Genomic DNA, 16,729 nt, shown 5'->3' with positions numbered 1-16,729 from the left:
CCGTGCCACCGGCACGGCGTATCGCCAACGGCGATACCGTCTTCTTATTGTTCCAATCACCCCAACCGGCAAACCCCAGGCACTGCACCTGCACATGAATTTGTAATGTTATATCCTGTCACGCCACCCAGCAGCACACCCGTGGCTCCAGCCTCCTCCCGCCTGACCTCCATCGACCAGTTGCGCGGCACCGTGATCGTGCTGATGCTGCTGGACCACGTGCGTGAAACCTTCTACCTGCACCAGCAGGTTCCCGACCCGATGGTCGTGGACCAGACCGAGCCTGCCCTGTTGGTCAGCCGTCTGCTCGCCCACCTGTGCGCCCCTGTGTTCGTACTGCTCACCGGCCTGTCCGCCTGGCTGTACGGCAGCGGCCAGGCCGCGCCCCGCCGCACCGCCTCCGCCTTCCTGCTCAAGCGCGGCCTGTTCCTGATCCTGCTTGAACTGCTGGTGGTCAACTTCGCCTGGACCCTGCAGTTCCCGCCCAGCGTGATCTACCTGCAGGTGATCTGGGCGATCGGCATCAGCATGGTCGCCCTGGCCGGCCTGCTCTGGCTGCCCCGCCCCGCCCTCGCCGCCCTGGCCCTGATGGTGATCGCCGGCCACAACCTGCTCGATGGCATCCACGTCAGCGGCGACGGCCCGCTCGCCGTGTTGTGGAAGATCCTGCACCAGCGCGACTGGATCGCCGTCGGCGACACCCTGCGCCTGCGCACCTCCTACCCCGTGCTGCCCTGGATCGCCGTCATCGCTCTCGGCTACACCCTCGGCCCCTGGTTCGCCCGCACCGGCGACCCCGTCCTGCGCCAACGCCGCCTGCTATGGGCCGGCGGCGGCGCCCTGCTCGGCTTCGCCCTGCTGCGCGCCGCCAACGTCTACGGCGACGCCCCCTGGCACGCCATGGCCAGCACCGGCCAGACCCTGATGAGCGTCTTCAACGTCACCAAGTACCCGCCTTCCCTGCTGTTCCTGCTGCTCACCCTCGGGATCGGCCTGCTGCTCCTGCGCCTCTACGAACAGCCCCGGATCGCCCGCGCCCTGGCCCCGCTGGCCAACATCGGCGCCGCCCCGATGTTCTTCTACCTGCTGCACCTGTACGTGCTGAAGCTGCTGTACGTCGCCGCCGAAGCGCGCTGGGGCCAGACCCACGGCGCCTATTTCGCCGTGGACCATGTGTGGATGCTGTGGCTGATCACCGCCGCGCTGGCGCTGGCCCTGTATTGGCCGACGCGCGCGTTCGCGCGCCTGAAGGCACGCCGGAAAGACCTGGCCTGGTTGCGGTACCTGTAGAGCCACCCCATGGGTGGCTGCGCGGTAGATCGCGAAGAGCAGCCACGCATGGCGTGGCACTACGCGGTTCGGCGCCTGCAGTTGACGTTGCTGTTTCCTGCCGCCGCCCGCGCCCCAACCGATAACGGTGAAGACGCCGAAAGCGTGATAATCGCGATCTGTTTTGTCGCGTATCGCCCGATGACCGCCACCGCCCTGCCTGCTTCCAACGACTTCCTTGGCCACCCCAAAGGCGTTTACGTCTGCTTCTTCACCGAGATGTGGGAGCGCTTCTCGTTCTACGGCATGAAGGCGCTGCTGCTGCTGTACCTGACCAAGTACCACCTGTTCGGCGACAAGGCTGGCCTTGACCTGCTCGGCGCCTACGGCGGCCTGGTCTACTGCATTCCCGTGTTCGGCGGCCTGCTCGCCGACCGCTGGCTGGGCATGCGCAAAGCCGTCGTGTTCGGCGGCATCCTGCTCGTCCTCGGCCACCTCGGCATGGCCTTTGAAGGCCACGCCGCCACCCGCATCGACGGCCAGATCGTGCGCGACGATGCCGCCCTCGGCATCACCTACCTCTCCCTTGCCCTGATCATCATGGGCGTCGGCTTCCTCAAGCCCAACATCTCCACCATCGTCGGCAAGCTCTACCCCGAAGGCGACCCGCGCCGCGATTCCGGCTTCTCCCTGTTCTATGCCGGCATCAACCTCGGCGCCCTGTTCGCCTCCCTGGTCTGCGGCTTCCTCGGCGAAGCCTACGGCTGGAAATACGGTTTCGGCGCCGCCGGCATCGGCATGGTCATTGGCCTGGCCATGTTCCTGTGGGGCCAGAAGTACCTGCAGGGCCACGCCGAACCCAGCAACGTCGCCGCCCTGCGCCAGCGCATTGCCGGCATTCCCCGCGAATGGCTGATCTACGGCATCGCCGTGCTCGGCGTCATTCCCGTGGCCGCCCTGATGTGGTCCGCCGCCAACGGCGCCTTCGCCATCGGCGGCGAAATCAGCCTCGCCCTGCTGCTCATGGTGGTCGTGCTCGGCGGTGTGCTGCTGTGGTTCGCCTGGTTCACCGGCACCCGCTGCACCCCCGTCCAACGCCAGCAGATGATCGCCCTGATGGCGCTCATTTTCATGGCGCTGGTGTTCTTCACCCTTTACGAGCAGACCTACGGCTCCTGGGTCACCTTCACCGACCGCATGCTCACCAAAGACCTGGTGCCCGCGCTCGTGATCCAGGGCGGCACCCCGATCCCGTGGTCGATCGCCTCCCTGCTGCTGGCGCCGCTTGGCTTCGTGGTTGCCGCACGCCTGTCCGAACGCCGCCCCGGCTCCACCGCGCCGCGCACCCTGTTCATCGCCATCGTCGCCCTGATGCTGGTGCTGCTGATCCGCGACTGCCTGGTGATTCCGCAGACCGCCGGCTCCCTCACCTACCTGGGTGGCCTGTTCCTGGTCGTGCTCGCACCGCTGTTCGCCGTGCTGTGGGCCTGGCTCGACAAGCGCCGGCTGGATCCTTCCAAGCCGGTCAAATCCTCGCTCGGCCTGGTGTTTGCCGCGCTCTCCTTCATCCCACTGGCACTCGCCGCCCAGCAGGTCGGTGCCACCGGCCAGATGGCCAGCGTGTGGTGGCTGGTACTGGCCTACCTGGTGCTGGAGATCGGTGAGATGTGCCTCTCGCCGGTGGGCTTGTCCGCTGTCACCCAGCTGGCCGCGCCGCGCGTGGTGAGCCTGATGATGGGCACCTGGTTCCTGGCCACCGCATTCTCCGAGACCCTCGCCGCGCTGTTCGGCAAGCTTGCCGCCATTGAAGTGCCCGAAGGCGAAACCATGAACATCGCCGCGGCCGCCGCCAGCTACGAACACCTGTTCTGGCTGCTGATGTGGATCGGCCTGGGCTGTGCTGCCGTTGCATTCGCCGGCTCGCCGTTGCTGAAGCGGATGATGCACGGAGTCAAGTGAACCTGCGCCCGTACCCGGCACGACGGCACCTTCGGGTGCCGTTGTTGTTTCTGCGCCCATGCACATAAACGTTTCCTGACACCATTCGATCCGATCACAGTCCTGATGCGTTAGAACAAGTTGTAGATACAGGTATTCAATCGCTCCCCACCATGGCGCTCCCTGCGTTCATGGAACCTTTCCAATGCTCCACGCCGCCCCGCCCCCCCGTGCGCTTGCCGCGCTCATCGCACTGGCACTGTGCACCTCGCTGTCGCAGCCCGCGAATGCGGGCAACGCCGATTCCGATGCTGTCGATTGCGACATCGATCCCGGTCACACCGCGTGTGAGGCGCACGACGGAACGTCGTCCAGCAGCACGCCGTGGCTGCTTGGCGGCGTCGCGCTGGCGGGTGCGGCCGCAGCAGCGGCAGGTGGTGGTGGCGGGGGCAATGAGGGCCACGGCGGTGCCGTCGCGCCGGGCTCGGAGGGCGGCCAGTACGGCGGCAACCAGTTCCTTGCCGGGCCAGGTGCCGACATCCGCTGGGACCGCAACGTGGACACCCACGTGACCGGCGCAGCGCGCAACGAAGGCCACCTGCGCATCAACGCCGGCAGCCTCAACGTGCGCAATGACGGCCGCCTGCACAACAGCGGCGCCCTGCGCATCGGCCAGGCAGCCAGCCTGGTGGTGGAGAACGATGGCGACCTGGACAACCATGGCACGCTGGAACTTCACGGCCGGCTGCAGCTTCGCCGCGATGGCAGCCTGGAAAACCACGGCACCCTGCTGGCACAGAATGCAACGATCCAGCTGGAAGGCGATGCCGAGCTCGAAAATCCCGGCGACATGCAGCTGCGCGAAACGCTGGTCACGCTCAGTGGCGAAAGCGAATTCGACAACGGCGAACGGCGCCGCAACGCAACGCTCGGCGTCCAGGGCGGTGGCTTCGCGCTCACCGGCATGGCCGAGTTCGAGAACCACGGCACCGTCAACGCCAGCGGCGCGCTCAACCAGGGTTCGCTGGTGCATGCGGTGACCGCGCGCGTGGGCAACGAGCGCGACATCATCGAAGCCTTCGACAACCATGGCCTGATCACGCTGGAGGGCAATGCGCGCGTGCTGACCCTGGTGGCCGACAGCCATGCCAGCGCCGGCATCAACCGCGCCGGCGCGCAGATCATCAGCCACGCCCAGCGGCAATCGGCGATGCATGCCGAAGGCGCGCAGGCGACACTGATCAACCAGGGCACGCTGACCGTGACCGGCGACGGTGCGGTGGCGATGTCCGGTGCGCGCGGCGCCACGCTGATCAACGACGGGGTGATCAACCTCGGCGTGGCCGGCGGCAACAACGGCCAGAACATGGTGGCCATGCAGTCCGACGGCTCGGCCACGCTCAACAACCGTCGCGGCGGGGTGATCAACCTCCATGCCGACAACTCGCACGCCTTCCAGATGGGCGCCAGTGGCGGCGGCCGCCTGATCAACAACGGCCAGGTCAACGTGTATGGCAATGGCAGCGGCGTGCATGCCGACCAGCCCACCCAGGACGCCGATCGCCCCGCCCCCGACCTTGGCTGGCAGGCACCGCGTGGCGTGTCGGGCTACACGGTGGGTACCAATGCCGATGGCAGTGCCGGGCAGATGATGCTGCATGAGGGCGGTGAGCTGGTCGACGTCCGCGTCGATACCGGGTTCACCCGCGGCACCGGCGATTCGCAGGTCCGCCTGGACGACGTCTTCGTCGGCGCCGACGGCGGCGATGAGAACATCGCCAGCGCCACGGTGGTGTGGCAGGCACAGGCCGAGCGCGACGAGGCCGGGAATGTCGACGTGGTGATGACCCGCAACGACTACCGCCACATCGCCGATGCAGACACCCAGAGCGTCGCGGCGGCGCTGGAGGCGGGCTACGCCAACAACGCGCTTTACCACAGCCTGGAAGTGGCCGACGCCGCCGAGTTCAACCACGCCCTGCAGCAGCTGTCCGGCAACGGCCTGGCGGCCGCCAGCATGCGCCTGACCGCCAACGGCGACGCGTTCTGGTCGAGCCTGGCCCGCGCCACGCCGGGCAACGGCACCCGCATGGTCGCGTTCGGGCCGGGCTCGGCCACCGCCTCGGGCGTGCAGGGTACCGGCACCGGCGTGCAGGTCGCGATGGCGATGGGGGGCGGTCGCCAGCTGCAGCTGAGCAGTGGCCTGCTAGGCTCGGATTTCTCCACCGATGGCGGCCAGACCCGTTCGCAGTCGTGGTTTGCCGGGGTGGGCATGGCCCAGGCACTGGGCGCGTTCACCCTGCAGCACACGCTGGGCAACGAATGGCACCAGACCGACGGCCAGCGCCAGTTGCACTGGGGCAGCACGCGTATGAGCGCACACAGCCAGCGCACGCTGTCGCGTGCCCGCGTGGGCAGCACGCTGAGCGTTGAGTTTGGCGGTGCGGGCCTGCGCTGGCAGCCGCGGCTGGGCGCCACCGCGTACCACGCCCGCGAGGGGGCCTTCCATGAGTATGGCGCGGACGCGCTGGGGCTGTCGGTGGGCGCGGGCACGCGCAGGGGTGTGCAGCTGGAGCTGGGCACCGCTTTCACTGGTCGCTTGGGGACTGGCTGGACGCTGCGCGGCGATGCAGCGGTGCTGGCGTCGCTGGCGTCTCGCGCTGACGTGCGCAAGGCGACGCTGCATGGCGCCGGCGATCATGCATTCGCCGTGCCGGGGCTGGCGCCTTCCGGGTTGGATTACCGGGTAACGCTGGGTGCCGACTATCGCTTCCTGCGCGCCGATTTCGGTGGTGCGGTGATGGCCGAGCGGCTGATGGGCGTTCGCGATGTACAGGCGCAGATGCAGGTGCGCATGGCGTTCTGATCCGAACCGGGGCGGCGGCAGCGCCGCCCCGGGCATCGGTCAGGGCTGCGCTGCGGCCGCCGCTGAAGCGGTGCGGCCGCCGAGGCTGCGTGACAGGAACGCGAGCAGCTTGCCGTAATACTCGCGGCGGTGCGGGTCGGTATAGAAGCCATGGCCTTCGCTGGAGTAGTACAGCGATTCCACCGGCACGCCGGCCTTCTGCAGCGCTGCTTCCATGCGCTTGGTGTGCTGGATCGGGGCACGCTCGTCTTCGCCGCCGGCGGCGAGGAACACCGGCACCTTTATCCGGTCGGCAAGGTTGACCGGGGATACCTCGGCCACGTCCTTGGGACTGCCCAGCCATTCCTTCAGGTAGGTGCTGCCCGAACCGCTGCGCTGGATGTCGCCGGTGGTATGCATCATCGGCAGGTCGTACACGCCGACATAGCCGGCCGCGCAGCGGTACATCCCCGGTTCGCGGGCCGCGCCCATCATCGCCGCGTATGCGCCGTAGCTGGCGCCGTAGATGCAGACCCGGGCGGGGTCGGCGTGGCCCTGGCTGATCGCCCAGCGGGTGGCGTCGGTAACATCGTCCTGCATGGCGGCGCCCCACTGTCTGGCGCCAGCGTGCCGGTAGGCGCGGCCGAAGTTGCCCGAACCGCGGAAGTTGACCTGCAGCACCGCGTACCCTGCCCCAGCCAGCATCTGTGCCTCGGCATCGTAGCGGCCATCGTCGAACACGCCGAAGGGGCCACCATGCGGCATCACCACCATCGGCGGTCTGGTCCCCGCCGAGGTAGCGGGCAGGGTGAGGTAACCGTGCAGTTCCATGCCGTCGCGCGCCTTGAAGGCATACGGCTGCACTTTGGCGGCGGTGTCGGGATCGACCCAGGCGCCGCGGCTGATCAGGTGGTCGGCCTTCTTGGCAACCGTGTCGAAGATGTAGAAGTCACCTGGATTGCTCCCCGACCAGGTTTCCACCAGCACGTGGCGGCCATCGCGCGTACTGGAGGCGATGAACACCGCATCGCCGCCGAACGCTGCCTCCAGGCTGCGGTACAGGCGCGCGTCGGCCGAGGTTTCGTCGAAGAAACGGGTGCGCGGTTTGTCGCCCAGGTAGAGCGCGCCCACCGGAACGCGGGTACCGGGGCGGTAGATCAGCCGGTCCGGATCCACCACCGGGTCGCGCAGCAGTGGTGTGCGGGTGCCGGTGGCCGGGTCCCAGGTCACGATCGCATCGGGACCGTCGGGCTGCTGTACCTGCAGATAGGCGGTCCTGGCGTCTTCGGAGAAGCCGAGCGCGGTTTCGATGCGGCCGGTGTCGGCTTCATCGTTGACCAGCTTCCAGGTGTCGCCGATGGCATCGCGGTAATAGAGTTTGTTGACGTTGTCGGCGCCCGCGCCATGCGCGAAACGGATCTGACCGCTCGGATCACTGGTGAAATCGGCGCGCCTGACCGGAGAACGCGCCACCGTCACCCGGCGGCCGCTGGCGATATCCAGACGGTCCACACGGGTAAAGGGGTCTTCGGAGAACGGCCACACCGTGACCAGCACGTTGCGCTCGTCCTGCGGCATTGAATCGATCAGGAAAGCGGCCACCGCCTCCACCTTCTTGGGCTGGATGCGAGTGCCGGGGCCATTTCCTTCGACCCGGTAGCCGACCAGCAGTTCGCCACGGCCGCCGTTGGCGTTCATGGCGTACAGCTCGCCGGTGAGCTGGGGCTCGTCGAGGCTGCCGAACTTCTCGGCGAGGCCGATCAGCACGCGTTCGTTGTTGACCCAGTAGAAACGGGTGGCGTGGTTGTTGCGCGGGGGCACGAACGAACCGGTGACCTTGCCGGTGGCGCGGCTGAGGATCGCCAGTGCGGTGCGATCTTCCATCGGCACGGTGGCCGCGTAGTAGTCGCCGCCCGGCGACAGCTTGATGTCGGTGAACGTGTCGCGTTTGAGATAGTGCTCAAGGTCCAGTTCCGCGGCGGAACCCTGCGCCACCGGCCCGCACAACAGGGCCACGACGGCCAGAGCCGCCCATGTCGAGTACTTCATCCTTCCCCCTTCAAACAGACACCTTGTCCGTGATCGGGGATTCTAGACAGGTCGGCACTGGGCAGGCCAGTGGCGACGTCCCCCGGCGCTTTCGGGGCTGGAAAGAAAAATGGCACCGCGAACGGTGCCATTCCGACCTGCATTGATGGAGAGAGAGAGAAAAATCAATGCACGCCGCGGAACGCCAGGCTCAGGGCCAGGATGGACAGGATCACGGCGATGGTGCCGTCGAGGATCCGCCAGGTACGGGGTCTGGTGAACAACGGGGCCAGCAGGCGGGCACCGAGGCCCTGCGCGGTCAGCCACAGACAGCTGGCGGTGACCACGCCGGCGGCGAACGCCATGCGGGCATTGCCGAAATTTTCGGCAATGGAGCCGATCACCATCATGTCCAGCCAGAAGTGCGGGTTGATCAGCGAGAAGCCGACCGCGGCGGTCAGCACGGCGCGGCGCGACGTGTTGTCGCCGTCATCGACCTGCATGCCACCGCCACCGGCCAGCGCGCGCCGGGCCGACTGCCAGGCGTACCAGCTCAGGAAGGCAACGCCGCCCCACAGCACCACGGTGGTCAGCCACGGCAGCGCCTGGGTCAGGGTACGCAGGCCGGCCACGCTGGCGAAGATGAAGATGGCATCGATCGCCGCGCAGGTCGCCACGACCGGCACGATGTGCTTGCGCAGGATGCCCTGGCGCAGGATGAAGGCGCTCTGGGCCCCGACCACGGCGAACAGGCCGATGCCGGCTGCGGCACCACTGAGCCACGCGGCCAGACCGGGGCCGCCGGAAATGAAGGAGAACATGGATTACCACCTGTCTTGCTGGGGGGCGGTGCCTCGCCAAGGCGTACAGCACCGTGATGGCGCGTATTGTCGCGCCGCAACATGGAAAAGTAGAGCTAAACTTACTTAACCATCTTTAGTGGAACTTAAGGCGATGCGTATCGACCATGCCCAGCTCCGCGCCTTGGCGGCAGTGATCCGGGAAGGCAGTTTCGACCGGGCGGCGCAGTCGCTCAATGTCACCGCTTCGGCGGTGTCGCAGCGGGTCAAAGCGCTCGAGGACCGGGTCGGGCGGCTGCTGGTGAAGCGTTCTTCGCCGGCGGTGGCCACGCCGGAAGGCCAGGTGCTGGTGCAGTTGGCCGAGCAGACGGCGCTGCTGGAGCACGATGCGCTGCACCGGATGGGCATTGCCGATGAGGACCTGCCGCACGCGAGCATCCCGGTGGCGGTGAACCATGACAGTCTGGAAACGTGGTTCCCGGAGGCGGCGCTGAATTTCGCGCGGCAGACCGGGACGACGCTGGACCTGCGCTCGGAGGACCAGGACCACACGGTGGCGCTGCTGCGCCAGGGCGCGGTACTGGGCGCGGTGACCACGCTGGACGAGCCGGTGCAGGGCTGCCAGATCCACGCGCTGGGCAGCATCCGCTATGCGGCCACGTGCACGCAGGCCTTCCACGACCGCTACTTCGCGAAAGGCGTCAACGCGCAGTCGCTGGCCCAGGCGCCAGTGCTGGTGTTCAACCGCAAGGACGACATGCAGGCACGCTTCGCGCGGCGGCTGGCGGGCGACGACCTGCCGATGACGGCGCCGACCTGGTGGATTCCGTCCACGCGGGCGTTCGTGCAGGCCAACGTGGGCGGACTGGGCTGGACGATGAATCCACTGCCGCTGGTCAAACGCCATCTGGATGCGGGGCGGCTGGTGCTGATGAAACCGCGCGCGTGGGAAGACGTGCCTCTGTACTGGCAGCACTGGAAGGGCGACGTGCAGACGATGGCGCTGCTGACCAAGGCGGTGCTCGCGGCGTCGGCCACCCTGGTCCGCCGCAAACGGTAGGTACCCGCCGCGGGTGGGTACGCCTTCACGTGCCGACCAACGGTCGGCACCTACCGTGGCCCTCGAGCATCCAGCGCAGGGGCGTTCGATGGAATCGGATCCGGTCTATCTGCATATCCGGGTGGTGCTGAGCATCATCCTGGGCTTGAGCATCACCACGCTGGTGAAGGGCTTGGCATCGATCATCGAGCACCCGGCCCGGCGTGGCGGATGGTCGGGCATCCATCTGTGCTGGCTGCTGTGGACGCTGGTGTCGGTGGTGACGTTCTGGTGGTGGGAATTCCGGCTGGCGGAAGTGCGGCAGTGGACGTTCGGGTTGTATCTGTTCGTGATCGGCTACTGCGCCAGCTGGTACATGCTGTGCGTGCTGCTGCTGCCGGATGACCTGCGCGAGTACGGAAGTCACGAGACGTACCTGATTGAGCGGCGCGCAGGGTTCTTCGGAATGCTGGCGCTGGTGACCCTGCTCGACCTGGGCGATACGGCGATCAAAGGCCACAGCCGCTGGCAGATGCTGGGCGAGGCGTACCCGGTGCACACCGGCATGATGCTGGCGATTGCGGGAATGGGCGTCGCAAGCCGTTCGCGACGGATGCACCTGGCGTTGGCCGTGGTGGCCCTTGTTTACCAGTGCGGGTATTTCCTCGCGGAATATTTCACCTTGGGGTCGGATTGATCCATGTGATGCTGCGTTGCACCAAATCCGTACCGGTTCGGGCTAAAATCAGGCCCTGGATGCACCAAGACCCTGTTTCTTCACGCTTCTTCCACGAAGCGCGTTCATCCTGCCCTCATCTCCCCACATGAGATATCCATGAAAAAGTTAGCGAAGGTCGTCCTCGGCCTGCTCGTGCTGTTGCTGATCGCAGCGGCCGTCTTCCTGTACTGGCCCCTCCACCAGCGTTCGGTTCCGGCCGCGGGCAACGACAAGCCGGTCGACGTCGTGCTGGTCGGCGGCGGCATCATGAGCATCACCCTGGCCACCTTCCTGCAGGAACTGCAGCCAGACTGGAACATCCAGGTGTTCGAACGCCTCGACGGCGTGGCCCTGGAAAGCTCCGACGGCTGGAACAACGCCGGCACCGGGCATTCGGCCTTCGCCGAACTGAACTACACCCCGGAGCTGCCCGATGGCAGCATCGAGACCAAGCGTGCGGTCGGCATCGCCGAGCAGTTCGAGATCTCGCGCCAGTTCTGGTCGCACCAGGTCAGGGAAGGCCGGCTCAGCCAGCCCTCCGACTTCATCAACCCCACCCCGCACATGAGCTTCGTGTGGGGCGATGACAACATCGCCTACCTGCACAAGCGTCAGCAGGCGCTGGTCAAGAACCCGCTGTTCTACGGCATGCAGTACTCCGAAGACCCGGCGCAGATCAAGGCTTGGGCGCCGCTGCTGATGGAAGGCCGCGACCCGAACCAGAAGGTCGCCGCCACCTGGATGCCGCTGGGCACCGACGTCAACTTCGGTGTGATCACCCGCCAGCTCACCGCCGGCCTGCAGCGCAACCCGAACTTCAGCCTGCACCTGGAACATGAAGTCCGCGCCCTGCGCCAGAACGACGACAAGACCTGGAACGTCACGGTCAAGGACCTCAACGCCGGCACCGAGTCCACCCTCAAGTCGCGCTTCGTGTTCATCGGCGCCGGCGGCGCCGCGCTCAAGCTGCTGCAGCTCTCCAACATCCCCGAAGCCAAGAACTACGCCGGCTTCCCGGTCGGCGGCCAGTTCCTCGCGTTCAAGTCCCCGGCCATCGCCGGTCGCCACAGCGTCAAGGCCTACGGCATGGCCGAAACCGGTTCGCCGCCGATGTCCGTGCCGCACCTGGATTCGCGCAAGCTCGATGGCAAGCCGGTGGTCCTGTTCGGCCCGTTCGCGCTGTACAGCACCAAGTTCCTCAAGCATGGCTCGTGGTTCGACCTGTACTCCTCGGTCAACCACAACAACGTGGCCGGCATGGTCGACGTCGGCCTGGAGAATCTGGACCTGGTGAAGTACCTGATGGGCCAGGCCCGCCTCAACGACGACGACCGCCAGGCCGAACTGGTCAAGTACTTCCCCACCGCCAAGCGCGAAGACTGGGAACTGGTCACCGCCGGCCAGCGTGTGCAGATCATCAAGCACGACCCGGAAAAGGGCGCCGTGCTGCAGTTCGGCACCGAGATCGTGACCGACAAGGACCACACCCTGGCCGCCCTGCTCGGCGCCTCCCCGGGTGCCTCGACCTCCCCGCCAATCATGCTGGACCTGCTCAAGAAGGCCTTCCCCGAGCAGATGGCCGCCGGCTGGGAAGCCCGCCTGGCCCAGATCGTGCCGTCCTACGGGCGCAAGCTCAACGACAGCCCGGCCCTGACCAACGAGATCCGCCGCCAGACCAGCGACACCCTGCGCCTGCCGTACCTGGACGTGCCGGTGGAAACCAGCCCGGCGGTGATGCTGACTCCGCCGCCGGTGACCCCGGCCGTGCCGGCAGCCCCGGCAACGGAAAAGCGCAACGCCAACGAGGAATTGCAGGCGCTGTAAGCCTGTTCAGGCACCGCGTAGACACGCATGGCGTGTCCCTACAAAACCGGCCCAAGGGCCGGTTTTTTTTTGCTCGCACCGGCCGACGTGGGAATCCTGGTGGGGGGCGCGATAGCGCCAAACCCGCCATGAGCTGACGTTAAATTATTGTAATTCTAATGCGAACGATTTACATTTGCGTCCCGTTGCGCTCCCACCCGCCTCCGCTGAGACCCCTGCATGTCCTTCCGTTCCCTCCCCACTGCTTCCGTCCGCCGCGCCCCACTGGGCCTGGCCCTGCTCTCCGTGCTGTCGCTGGCCTCGCCCCTGGCCCTGGCGGACACCGTCGATGCCGGCAGCAGTGCCGCCGATGCCAAGACCCTGGACCAGGTGAACGTCGTCGGGACCCAGCGCGCGCCGTCCAGCACCACCCGCCTGCCCATCACCCTGCAGGAAACCCCGCAGTCCACCAGCGTCCTCGCCCTCGACCGCCTCCAGAACGAATCGCTGTTCTCCATCAACGACGTCATGCGCAACATCACCGGCGTCAACGTCTCCTTCTACGACACCCAGCGCCCCCTGTACTACGCGCGCGGCTTCACCATCACCGACTTCCAGGTCGACAGCCTGCCCACCTACAGCGGCTCCACCAACCAGGAATACGACACCGCTTTCTACGACCGCATCGAAGTCATCCGCGGTGCCAACGGCCTGCTCAGCGGTGCCGGCATTCCCTCGGCCACCGTCAACCTGCTGCGCAAGCGCCCCGGCAAGGAGTTCGACGCCTCCTTCGCCATCAGCGCCGGCAGCTGGGACTTCCGCCGCATGGAAGCCGACGTCAACGCCCCGCTGACCCGCGACGGCCGCTTCCGCAGCCGTGTCGTCGCCGCCTACACCGATCGCGAGCTGTATTACGACCGCTACAAAGAAGACAAGATGGCCGGCATGGCCGTGCTCGAAGGCGACCTGACCGATTCCACCACCGTCACCGTCGGCTACCAGCGCCAGGACAACAACCCGGTCGGCTCGACCTGGGGCACCGTGCCGTTCTTCAACAGCGACGGCACCTTCGCCCATCTCCCCCGCGAAACCAACATGGCCCCCAAGTGGAGCTACTGGCAGCGCGAAACCAGCACCGCCTTCGCCAACCTCGAACAGCGCTTCGGTGAAAACTGGCTGCTCAAGCTCAATACCGCCTACACCCGCGGCAACGTCCAGAACGTGCGCGTCTACGGCAGCGGCTACCCCGACCCCGTGACGGGCGCCGGCACTTACCTGCTGGCCGGTGCCGGCGATGCCGAAGACACCCGCAAGGGCGCCGACCTGTTCCTGTCAGGCACCTTCCCCGCCTTCGGCCGGGAACACGACGTCGTCGTCGGTGGCAGCTGGTCCGACCTCGAAGCCACCACCTGGACCCTCACCTCGGTGGCCAACTGGCGTTACAACATCCCCGACATCCGCGACTGGAACGGCGATATTCCCGAGCTGACCGCCAGCCGCACCGGCGCCCGCCGCATCGCGCGGACCAGACAGAGCGGCGTGTACGCCTCCACCCGCCTGCGCCTGGCCGACGCGCTCTCGCTGATCGCCGGCGCGCGGCTGAGCCGCTGGGAAACCCTGACCCGCGCCTACAACGCCGCCGGCACCTACACCAGCACCAGCGGCCAGTACAAAGTCACCGACGAAGTCACCCCCTACGTCGGCCTGGTCTACGACATCGTGCCCGAGTTCTCGGTGTACGCCAGCTACACCGAAATCTTCAACCCGCAGAACTACAAGGACCGCAACGAGAACCTGCTCGCCCCGGTGGAAGGCTCCAACCTGGAAGCCGGCATCAAGTCGCAGTGGTTTGACGGCAAGCTGACCGCCAACGCCGCCATCTTCGAGGCCAAGCAGGACAACTACGCCGTGCGCGACATGAGCCTGCCGGACGGCTCGCTCAGCGATGGCAGCTCCGCTTACATCGGCGTCAACGGCACCAGGTCGCGCGGCTGGGAAATGGACGTCAACGGCGAGATCCGTCCGGGCTGGACCGTCAATGCCGGCTACACCCACGTCAAGGTGACCCGCGCCAGCACCGACCTGATCTACGCCAACCTGCCCGAGGATTTCCTGCAGCTCAACACCAGCGTGCGCCTGCCCGGCGTGCTGGATCGCCTGACGATCGGCGGTGGCTTCTCCTGGCAGAGCGAAGTGGAGGGCTACAACATCCCCTACCCACTGGGCGGCACCCGCACCGTGCGCCAGCCGGCCTACATGCTGGTCAACCTGCACGCCAACTACCAGATCAGCGACAGCTGGACCGCCACCCTGAGCGTGCGCAACGCGCTGGACAAGACCTACTGGGCCAACCTGGACTACAACAACTACGGCGAACCGCGCTTCATTTCCGCGAGCCTGCGCTGGAAGTACTGATCTCGTAAAGCACCGAACGTCGGAAACGGTCCGACGACGAGGGCCCGCCATTGGCGGGCCCTCTTTCATGGGCGCGTCCGGCTCACGGGCGCGTGGCGACGCATTCATCTGAGCGGTTGCTGCCGGATTACCGAGGCGCGGCCTTTTTTTGCTGCGCTGCGGGTTGCACCGACCTCCATAATTATGGCGTAATTACCGAAACGCCATTCGGATGCCCGTCGATGAACCCCAGTTGGGACACCTTGGAGCGCGGCCGCCACGCCCGGCTTGAACGCGCCGCCCCTTGGGCGCGTGGCCGCAACGTCGCCCCCGACGATGCCATCGCCCTGCTGCACGCGCTGCTGGAGCCGGGCGACAAGGTCTGCCTGGAGGGCAACAACCAGAAACAGGCCGACTTCCTCGCCCAGTGCCTGGCCGACCTCGACCCGGCCCGGGTCCATGACCTGCACATGGTGCAGTCGGTGCTGTCGCTGCCCTCGCATCTGGATGTGTTCGAACGCGGCATCGCCTCGAAGCTCGACTTCTCTTTCTCCGGCCCGCAGTCGGTGCGGCTGGCCAACCTGGTCGCCGAAGGGCGCATCCAGATCGGTGCGATCCACACCTACCTGGAACTGTTCGGCCGCTACTTCATCGACCTCACCCCGCGCATCGCCCTGGTAGCCGCCCAGGCCGCCGACCGCCACGGCAACCTCTACACCGGCCCCAACACCGAAGACACCCCGGTGATCGTCGAAGCCACCGCGTTCGGCGGCGGCATCGTCATCGCCCAGGTCAACGAGATCGTCGACACCCTGCCCCGCGTCGACATTCCCGCCGACTGGGTCAACTTCGTGGTGCAGGCGCCGCGCCCGAACCATATCGAACCGCTGTTCACCCGCGACCCCGCGCAGATCTCGGAGATCCAGGTGCTGATGGCGATGATGGCCATCAAGGGCATCTACGCCGAGTACGGGGTCAACCGGCTCAACCATGGCATCGGCTTCGATACCGCCGCCATTGAACTGCTGCTGCCCACCTACGCCGAATCGCTCGGGCTGAAGGGAAAAATCTGCCAGCACTGGGCGCTCAATCCGCACCCGGCGTTGATCCCGGCGATCGAATCGGGCTTCGTCAAATCAGTTCATTCGTTCGGCTCCGAGTTGGGCATGGAGAAGTACATCGCCGCGCGCGGGGATGTGTTCTTCACCGGCGCCGATGGTTCGATGCGCTCCAACCGCGCGTTTTCGCAGACCGCCGGGCTGTATGCCTGCGACATGTTCATCGGCTCCACCCTGCAGATCGACCTGCAGGGCAACAGCTCCACCGCCACCCGCGACCGGATTGCCGGCTTCGGCGGCGCGCCCAACATGGGCTCGGACGCTCGCGGCCGCCGCCATGCCAGCGATGCCTGGTTGAAGGCAGGCCAGCAGGCGGCGCGGCCTGGTGAAATGCCACGGGGGCGCAAGCTGGTGGTGCAGATGGTGGAAACGTTCCGCGAACACATGGCACCGGCCTTCGTTGATCGCCTTGATGCCTGGGAACTGGCCGAGCGCGCGGCGATGCCGCTGCCGCCGGTGATGATCTACGGCGACGACGTCAGCCACGTGCTCACCGAAGAAGGTATCGCCAACCTGCTGCTGTGCCGCACTACCGAGGAACGCGAACAGGCGATCCGCGGCGTGGCCGGCTATACCGCCGTGGGCCTGGGCCGCGACCGCGCCATGGTCGAGAACCTGCGCGACCGTGGCGTGATCCAGCGCCCGGCCGATCTGGGCATCCACCTGCGCGATGCCAGCCGCGACCTGCTGGCCGCGCGTTCGGTGAAAGACCTTGTGCGCTGGTCCGGCGGGCTGTACGACCCGCCCAAGCGCTTCCGCAACTGGTAAGGGAACGTG

The 16,729-nt window shown here is 66.8% G+C and carries 10 protein-coding genes; 8 read left to right on the top strand and 2 right to left on the bottom strand.

Features of this window, described 5'->3' with window-relative positions; all coding sequences use genetic code 11:
• Positions 1 to 105: 105 nt before the first annotated feature.
• The 3 genes from ACGFZ3_RS01930 to ACGFZ3_RS01920 all read left to right on the top strand — a co-directional run bounded on the left by ACGFZ3_RS01930 (position 106) and on the right by ACGFZ3_RS01920 (position 6,073).
• Entirely contained in the window at positions 106 to 1,290 is a 1,185-nt protein-coding gene (locus ACGFZ3_RS01930) for a DUF1624 domain-containing protein (RefSeq protein ID WP_392915668.1), read from the top strand.
• A 180-nt stretch (positions 1,291 to 1,470) separates the two neighbouring features.
• Entirely contained in the window at positions 1,471 to 3,228 is a 1,758-nt protein-coding gene (locus ACGFZ3_RS01925; RefSeq protein ID WP_392917532.1) for a peptide MFS transporter, read from the top strand.
• 184 nt (positions 3,229 to 3,412) lie between these two features.
• Positions 3,413 to 6,073: an autotransporter outer membrane beta-barrel domain-containing protein gene (locus ACGFZ3_RS01920; RefSeq protein WP_392915665.1), complete on the top strand. Its 2,661-nt coding sequence runs from the start codon at positions 3,413 to 3,415 to the stop codon at positions 6,071 to 6,073.
• 39 nt (positions 6,074 to 6,112) lie between these two features.
• On the opposite strand, the gene ACGFZ3_RS01915 is transcribed toward ACGFZ3_RS01920, so the two are convergent.
• Together ACGFZ3_RS01915 and ACGFZ3_RS01910 are read right to left on the bottom strand one after the other, a co-directional pair.
• Positions 6,113 to 8,101 (bottom strand): alpha/beta hydrolase family protein, encoded by a 1,989-nt coding sequence (locus ACGFZ3_RS01915; RefSeq protein ID WP_392915662.1) that lies wholly within the window; start codon positions 8,099 to 8,101, stop codon positions 6,113 to 6,115.
• 164 nt (positions 8,102 to 8,265) lie between these two features.
• On the bottom strand, positions 8,266 to 8,901 hold the full coding sequence (locus tag ACGFZ3_RS01910; protein ID WP_392915659.1) for a LysE/ArgO family amino acid transporter: 636 nt from the start codon (positions 8,899 to 8,901) through the stop codon (positions 8,266 to 8,268).
• A gap of 133 nt (positions 8,902 to 9,034) precedes the next feature.
• Between ACGFZ3_RS01910 and ACGFZ3_RS01905 the strand changes: the two genes are divergently transcribed.
• From ACGFZ3_RS01905 to mdcA, 5 genes are all read left to right on the top strand, one after another.
• Positions 9,035 to 9,940: a LysR family transcriptional regulator ArgP gene (locus ACGFZ3_RS01905; RefSeq protein ID WP_392915656.1), complete on the top strand. Its 906-nt coding sequence runs from the start codon at positions 9,035 to 9,037 to the stop codon at positions 9,938 to 9,940.
• Positions 9,941 to 10,028: 88 nt separating this feature from the next.
• Complete coding sequence (locus ACGFZ3_RS01900) at positions 10,029 to 10,616, top strand: hypothetical protein (protein ID WP_392915654.1); 588 nt, start codon at positions 10,029 to 10,031, stop codon at positions 10,614 to 10,616.
• Between the two features lie 138 nt (positions 10,617 to 10,754).
• Positions 10,755 to 12,461: a malate dehydrogenase (quinone) gene (mqo, locus tag ACGFZ3_RS01895; RefSeq protein ID WP_392915651.1), complete on the top strand. Its 1,707-nt coding sequence runs from the start codon at positions 10,755 to 10,757 to the stop codon at positions 12,459 to 12,461.
• Positions 12,462 to 12,680: 219 nt separating this feature from the next.
• Positions 12,681 to 14,855 (top strand): TonB-dependent siderophore receptor, encoded by a 2,175-nt coding sequence (locus ACGFZ3_RS01890; protein ID WP_392915648.1) that lies wholly within the window; start codon positions 12,681 to 12,683, stop codon positions 14,853 to 14,855.
• A 221-nt stretch (positions 14,856 to 15,076) separates the two neighbouring features.
• Complete coding sequence (gene mdcA, locus ACGFZ3_RS01885; protein ID WP_392915645.1) at positions 15,077 to 16,720, top strand: malonate decarboxylase subunit alpha; 1,644 nt, start codon at positions 15,077 to 15,079, stop codon at positions 16,718 to 16,720.
• The last annotated feature ends 9 nt before the right edge of the window (positions 16,721 to 16,729 follow it).

Origin of the sequence: Stenotrophomonas sp. NPDC047960, assembly GCF_043204395.1 — a bacterium.
GTDB lineage: Bacteria > Pseudomonadota > Gammaproteobacteria > Xanthomonadales > Xanthomonadaceae > Stenotrophomonas.
This window is presented reverse-complemented; position numbering and strand designations above follow the sequence as displayed.

Coding starts and splice junctions, on each gene's coding strand:
- ACGFZ3_RS01925 (WP_392917532.1), top strand. CDS start 1,471: ATGACCGCCACCGCCCTGCCTGCTTCCAACGACTTCCTTGGCCACCCC.
- ACGFZ3_RS01930 (WP_392915668.1), top strand. CDS start 106: ATGTTATATCCTGTCACGCCACCCAGCAGCACACCCGTGGCTCCAGCC.
- ACGFZ3_RS01910 (WP_392915659.1), bottom strand. CDS start 8,901: ATGTTCTCCTTCATTTCCGGCGGCCCCGGTCTGGCCGCGTGGCTCAGT.
- mqo (WP_392915651.1), top strand. CDS start 10,755: ATGAAAAAGTTAGCGAAGGTCGTCCTCGGCCTGCTCGTGCTGTTGCTG.
- ACGFZ3_RS01890 (WP_392915648.1), top strand. CDS start 12,681: ATGTCCTTCCGTTCCCTCCCCACTGCTTCCGTCCGCCGCGCCCCACTG.
- ACGFZ3_RS01900 (WP_392915654.1), top strand. CDS start 10,029: ATGGAATCGGATCCGGTCTATCTGCATATCCGGGTGGTGCTGAGCATC.
- ACGFZ3_RS01905 (WP_392915656.1), top strand. CDS start 9,035: ATGCGTATCGACCATGCCCAGCTCCGCGCCTTGGCGGCAGTGATCCGG.
- mdcA (WP_392915645.1), top strand. CDS start 15,077: ATGAACCCCAGTTGGGACACCTTGGAGCGCGGCCGCCACGCCCGGCTT.
- ACGFZ3_RS01920 (WP_392915665.1), top strand. CDS start 3,413: ATGCTCCACGCCGCCCCGCCCCCCCGTGCGCTTGCCGCGCTCATCGCA.
- ACGFZ3_RS01915 (WP_392915662.1), bottom strand. CDS start 8,101: ATGAAGTACTCGACATGGGCGGCTCTGGCCGTCGTGGCCCTGTTGTGC.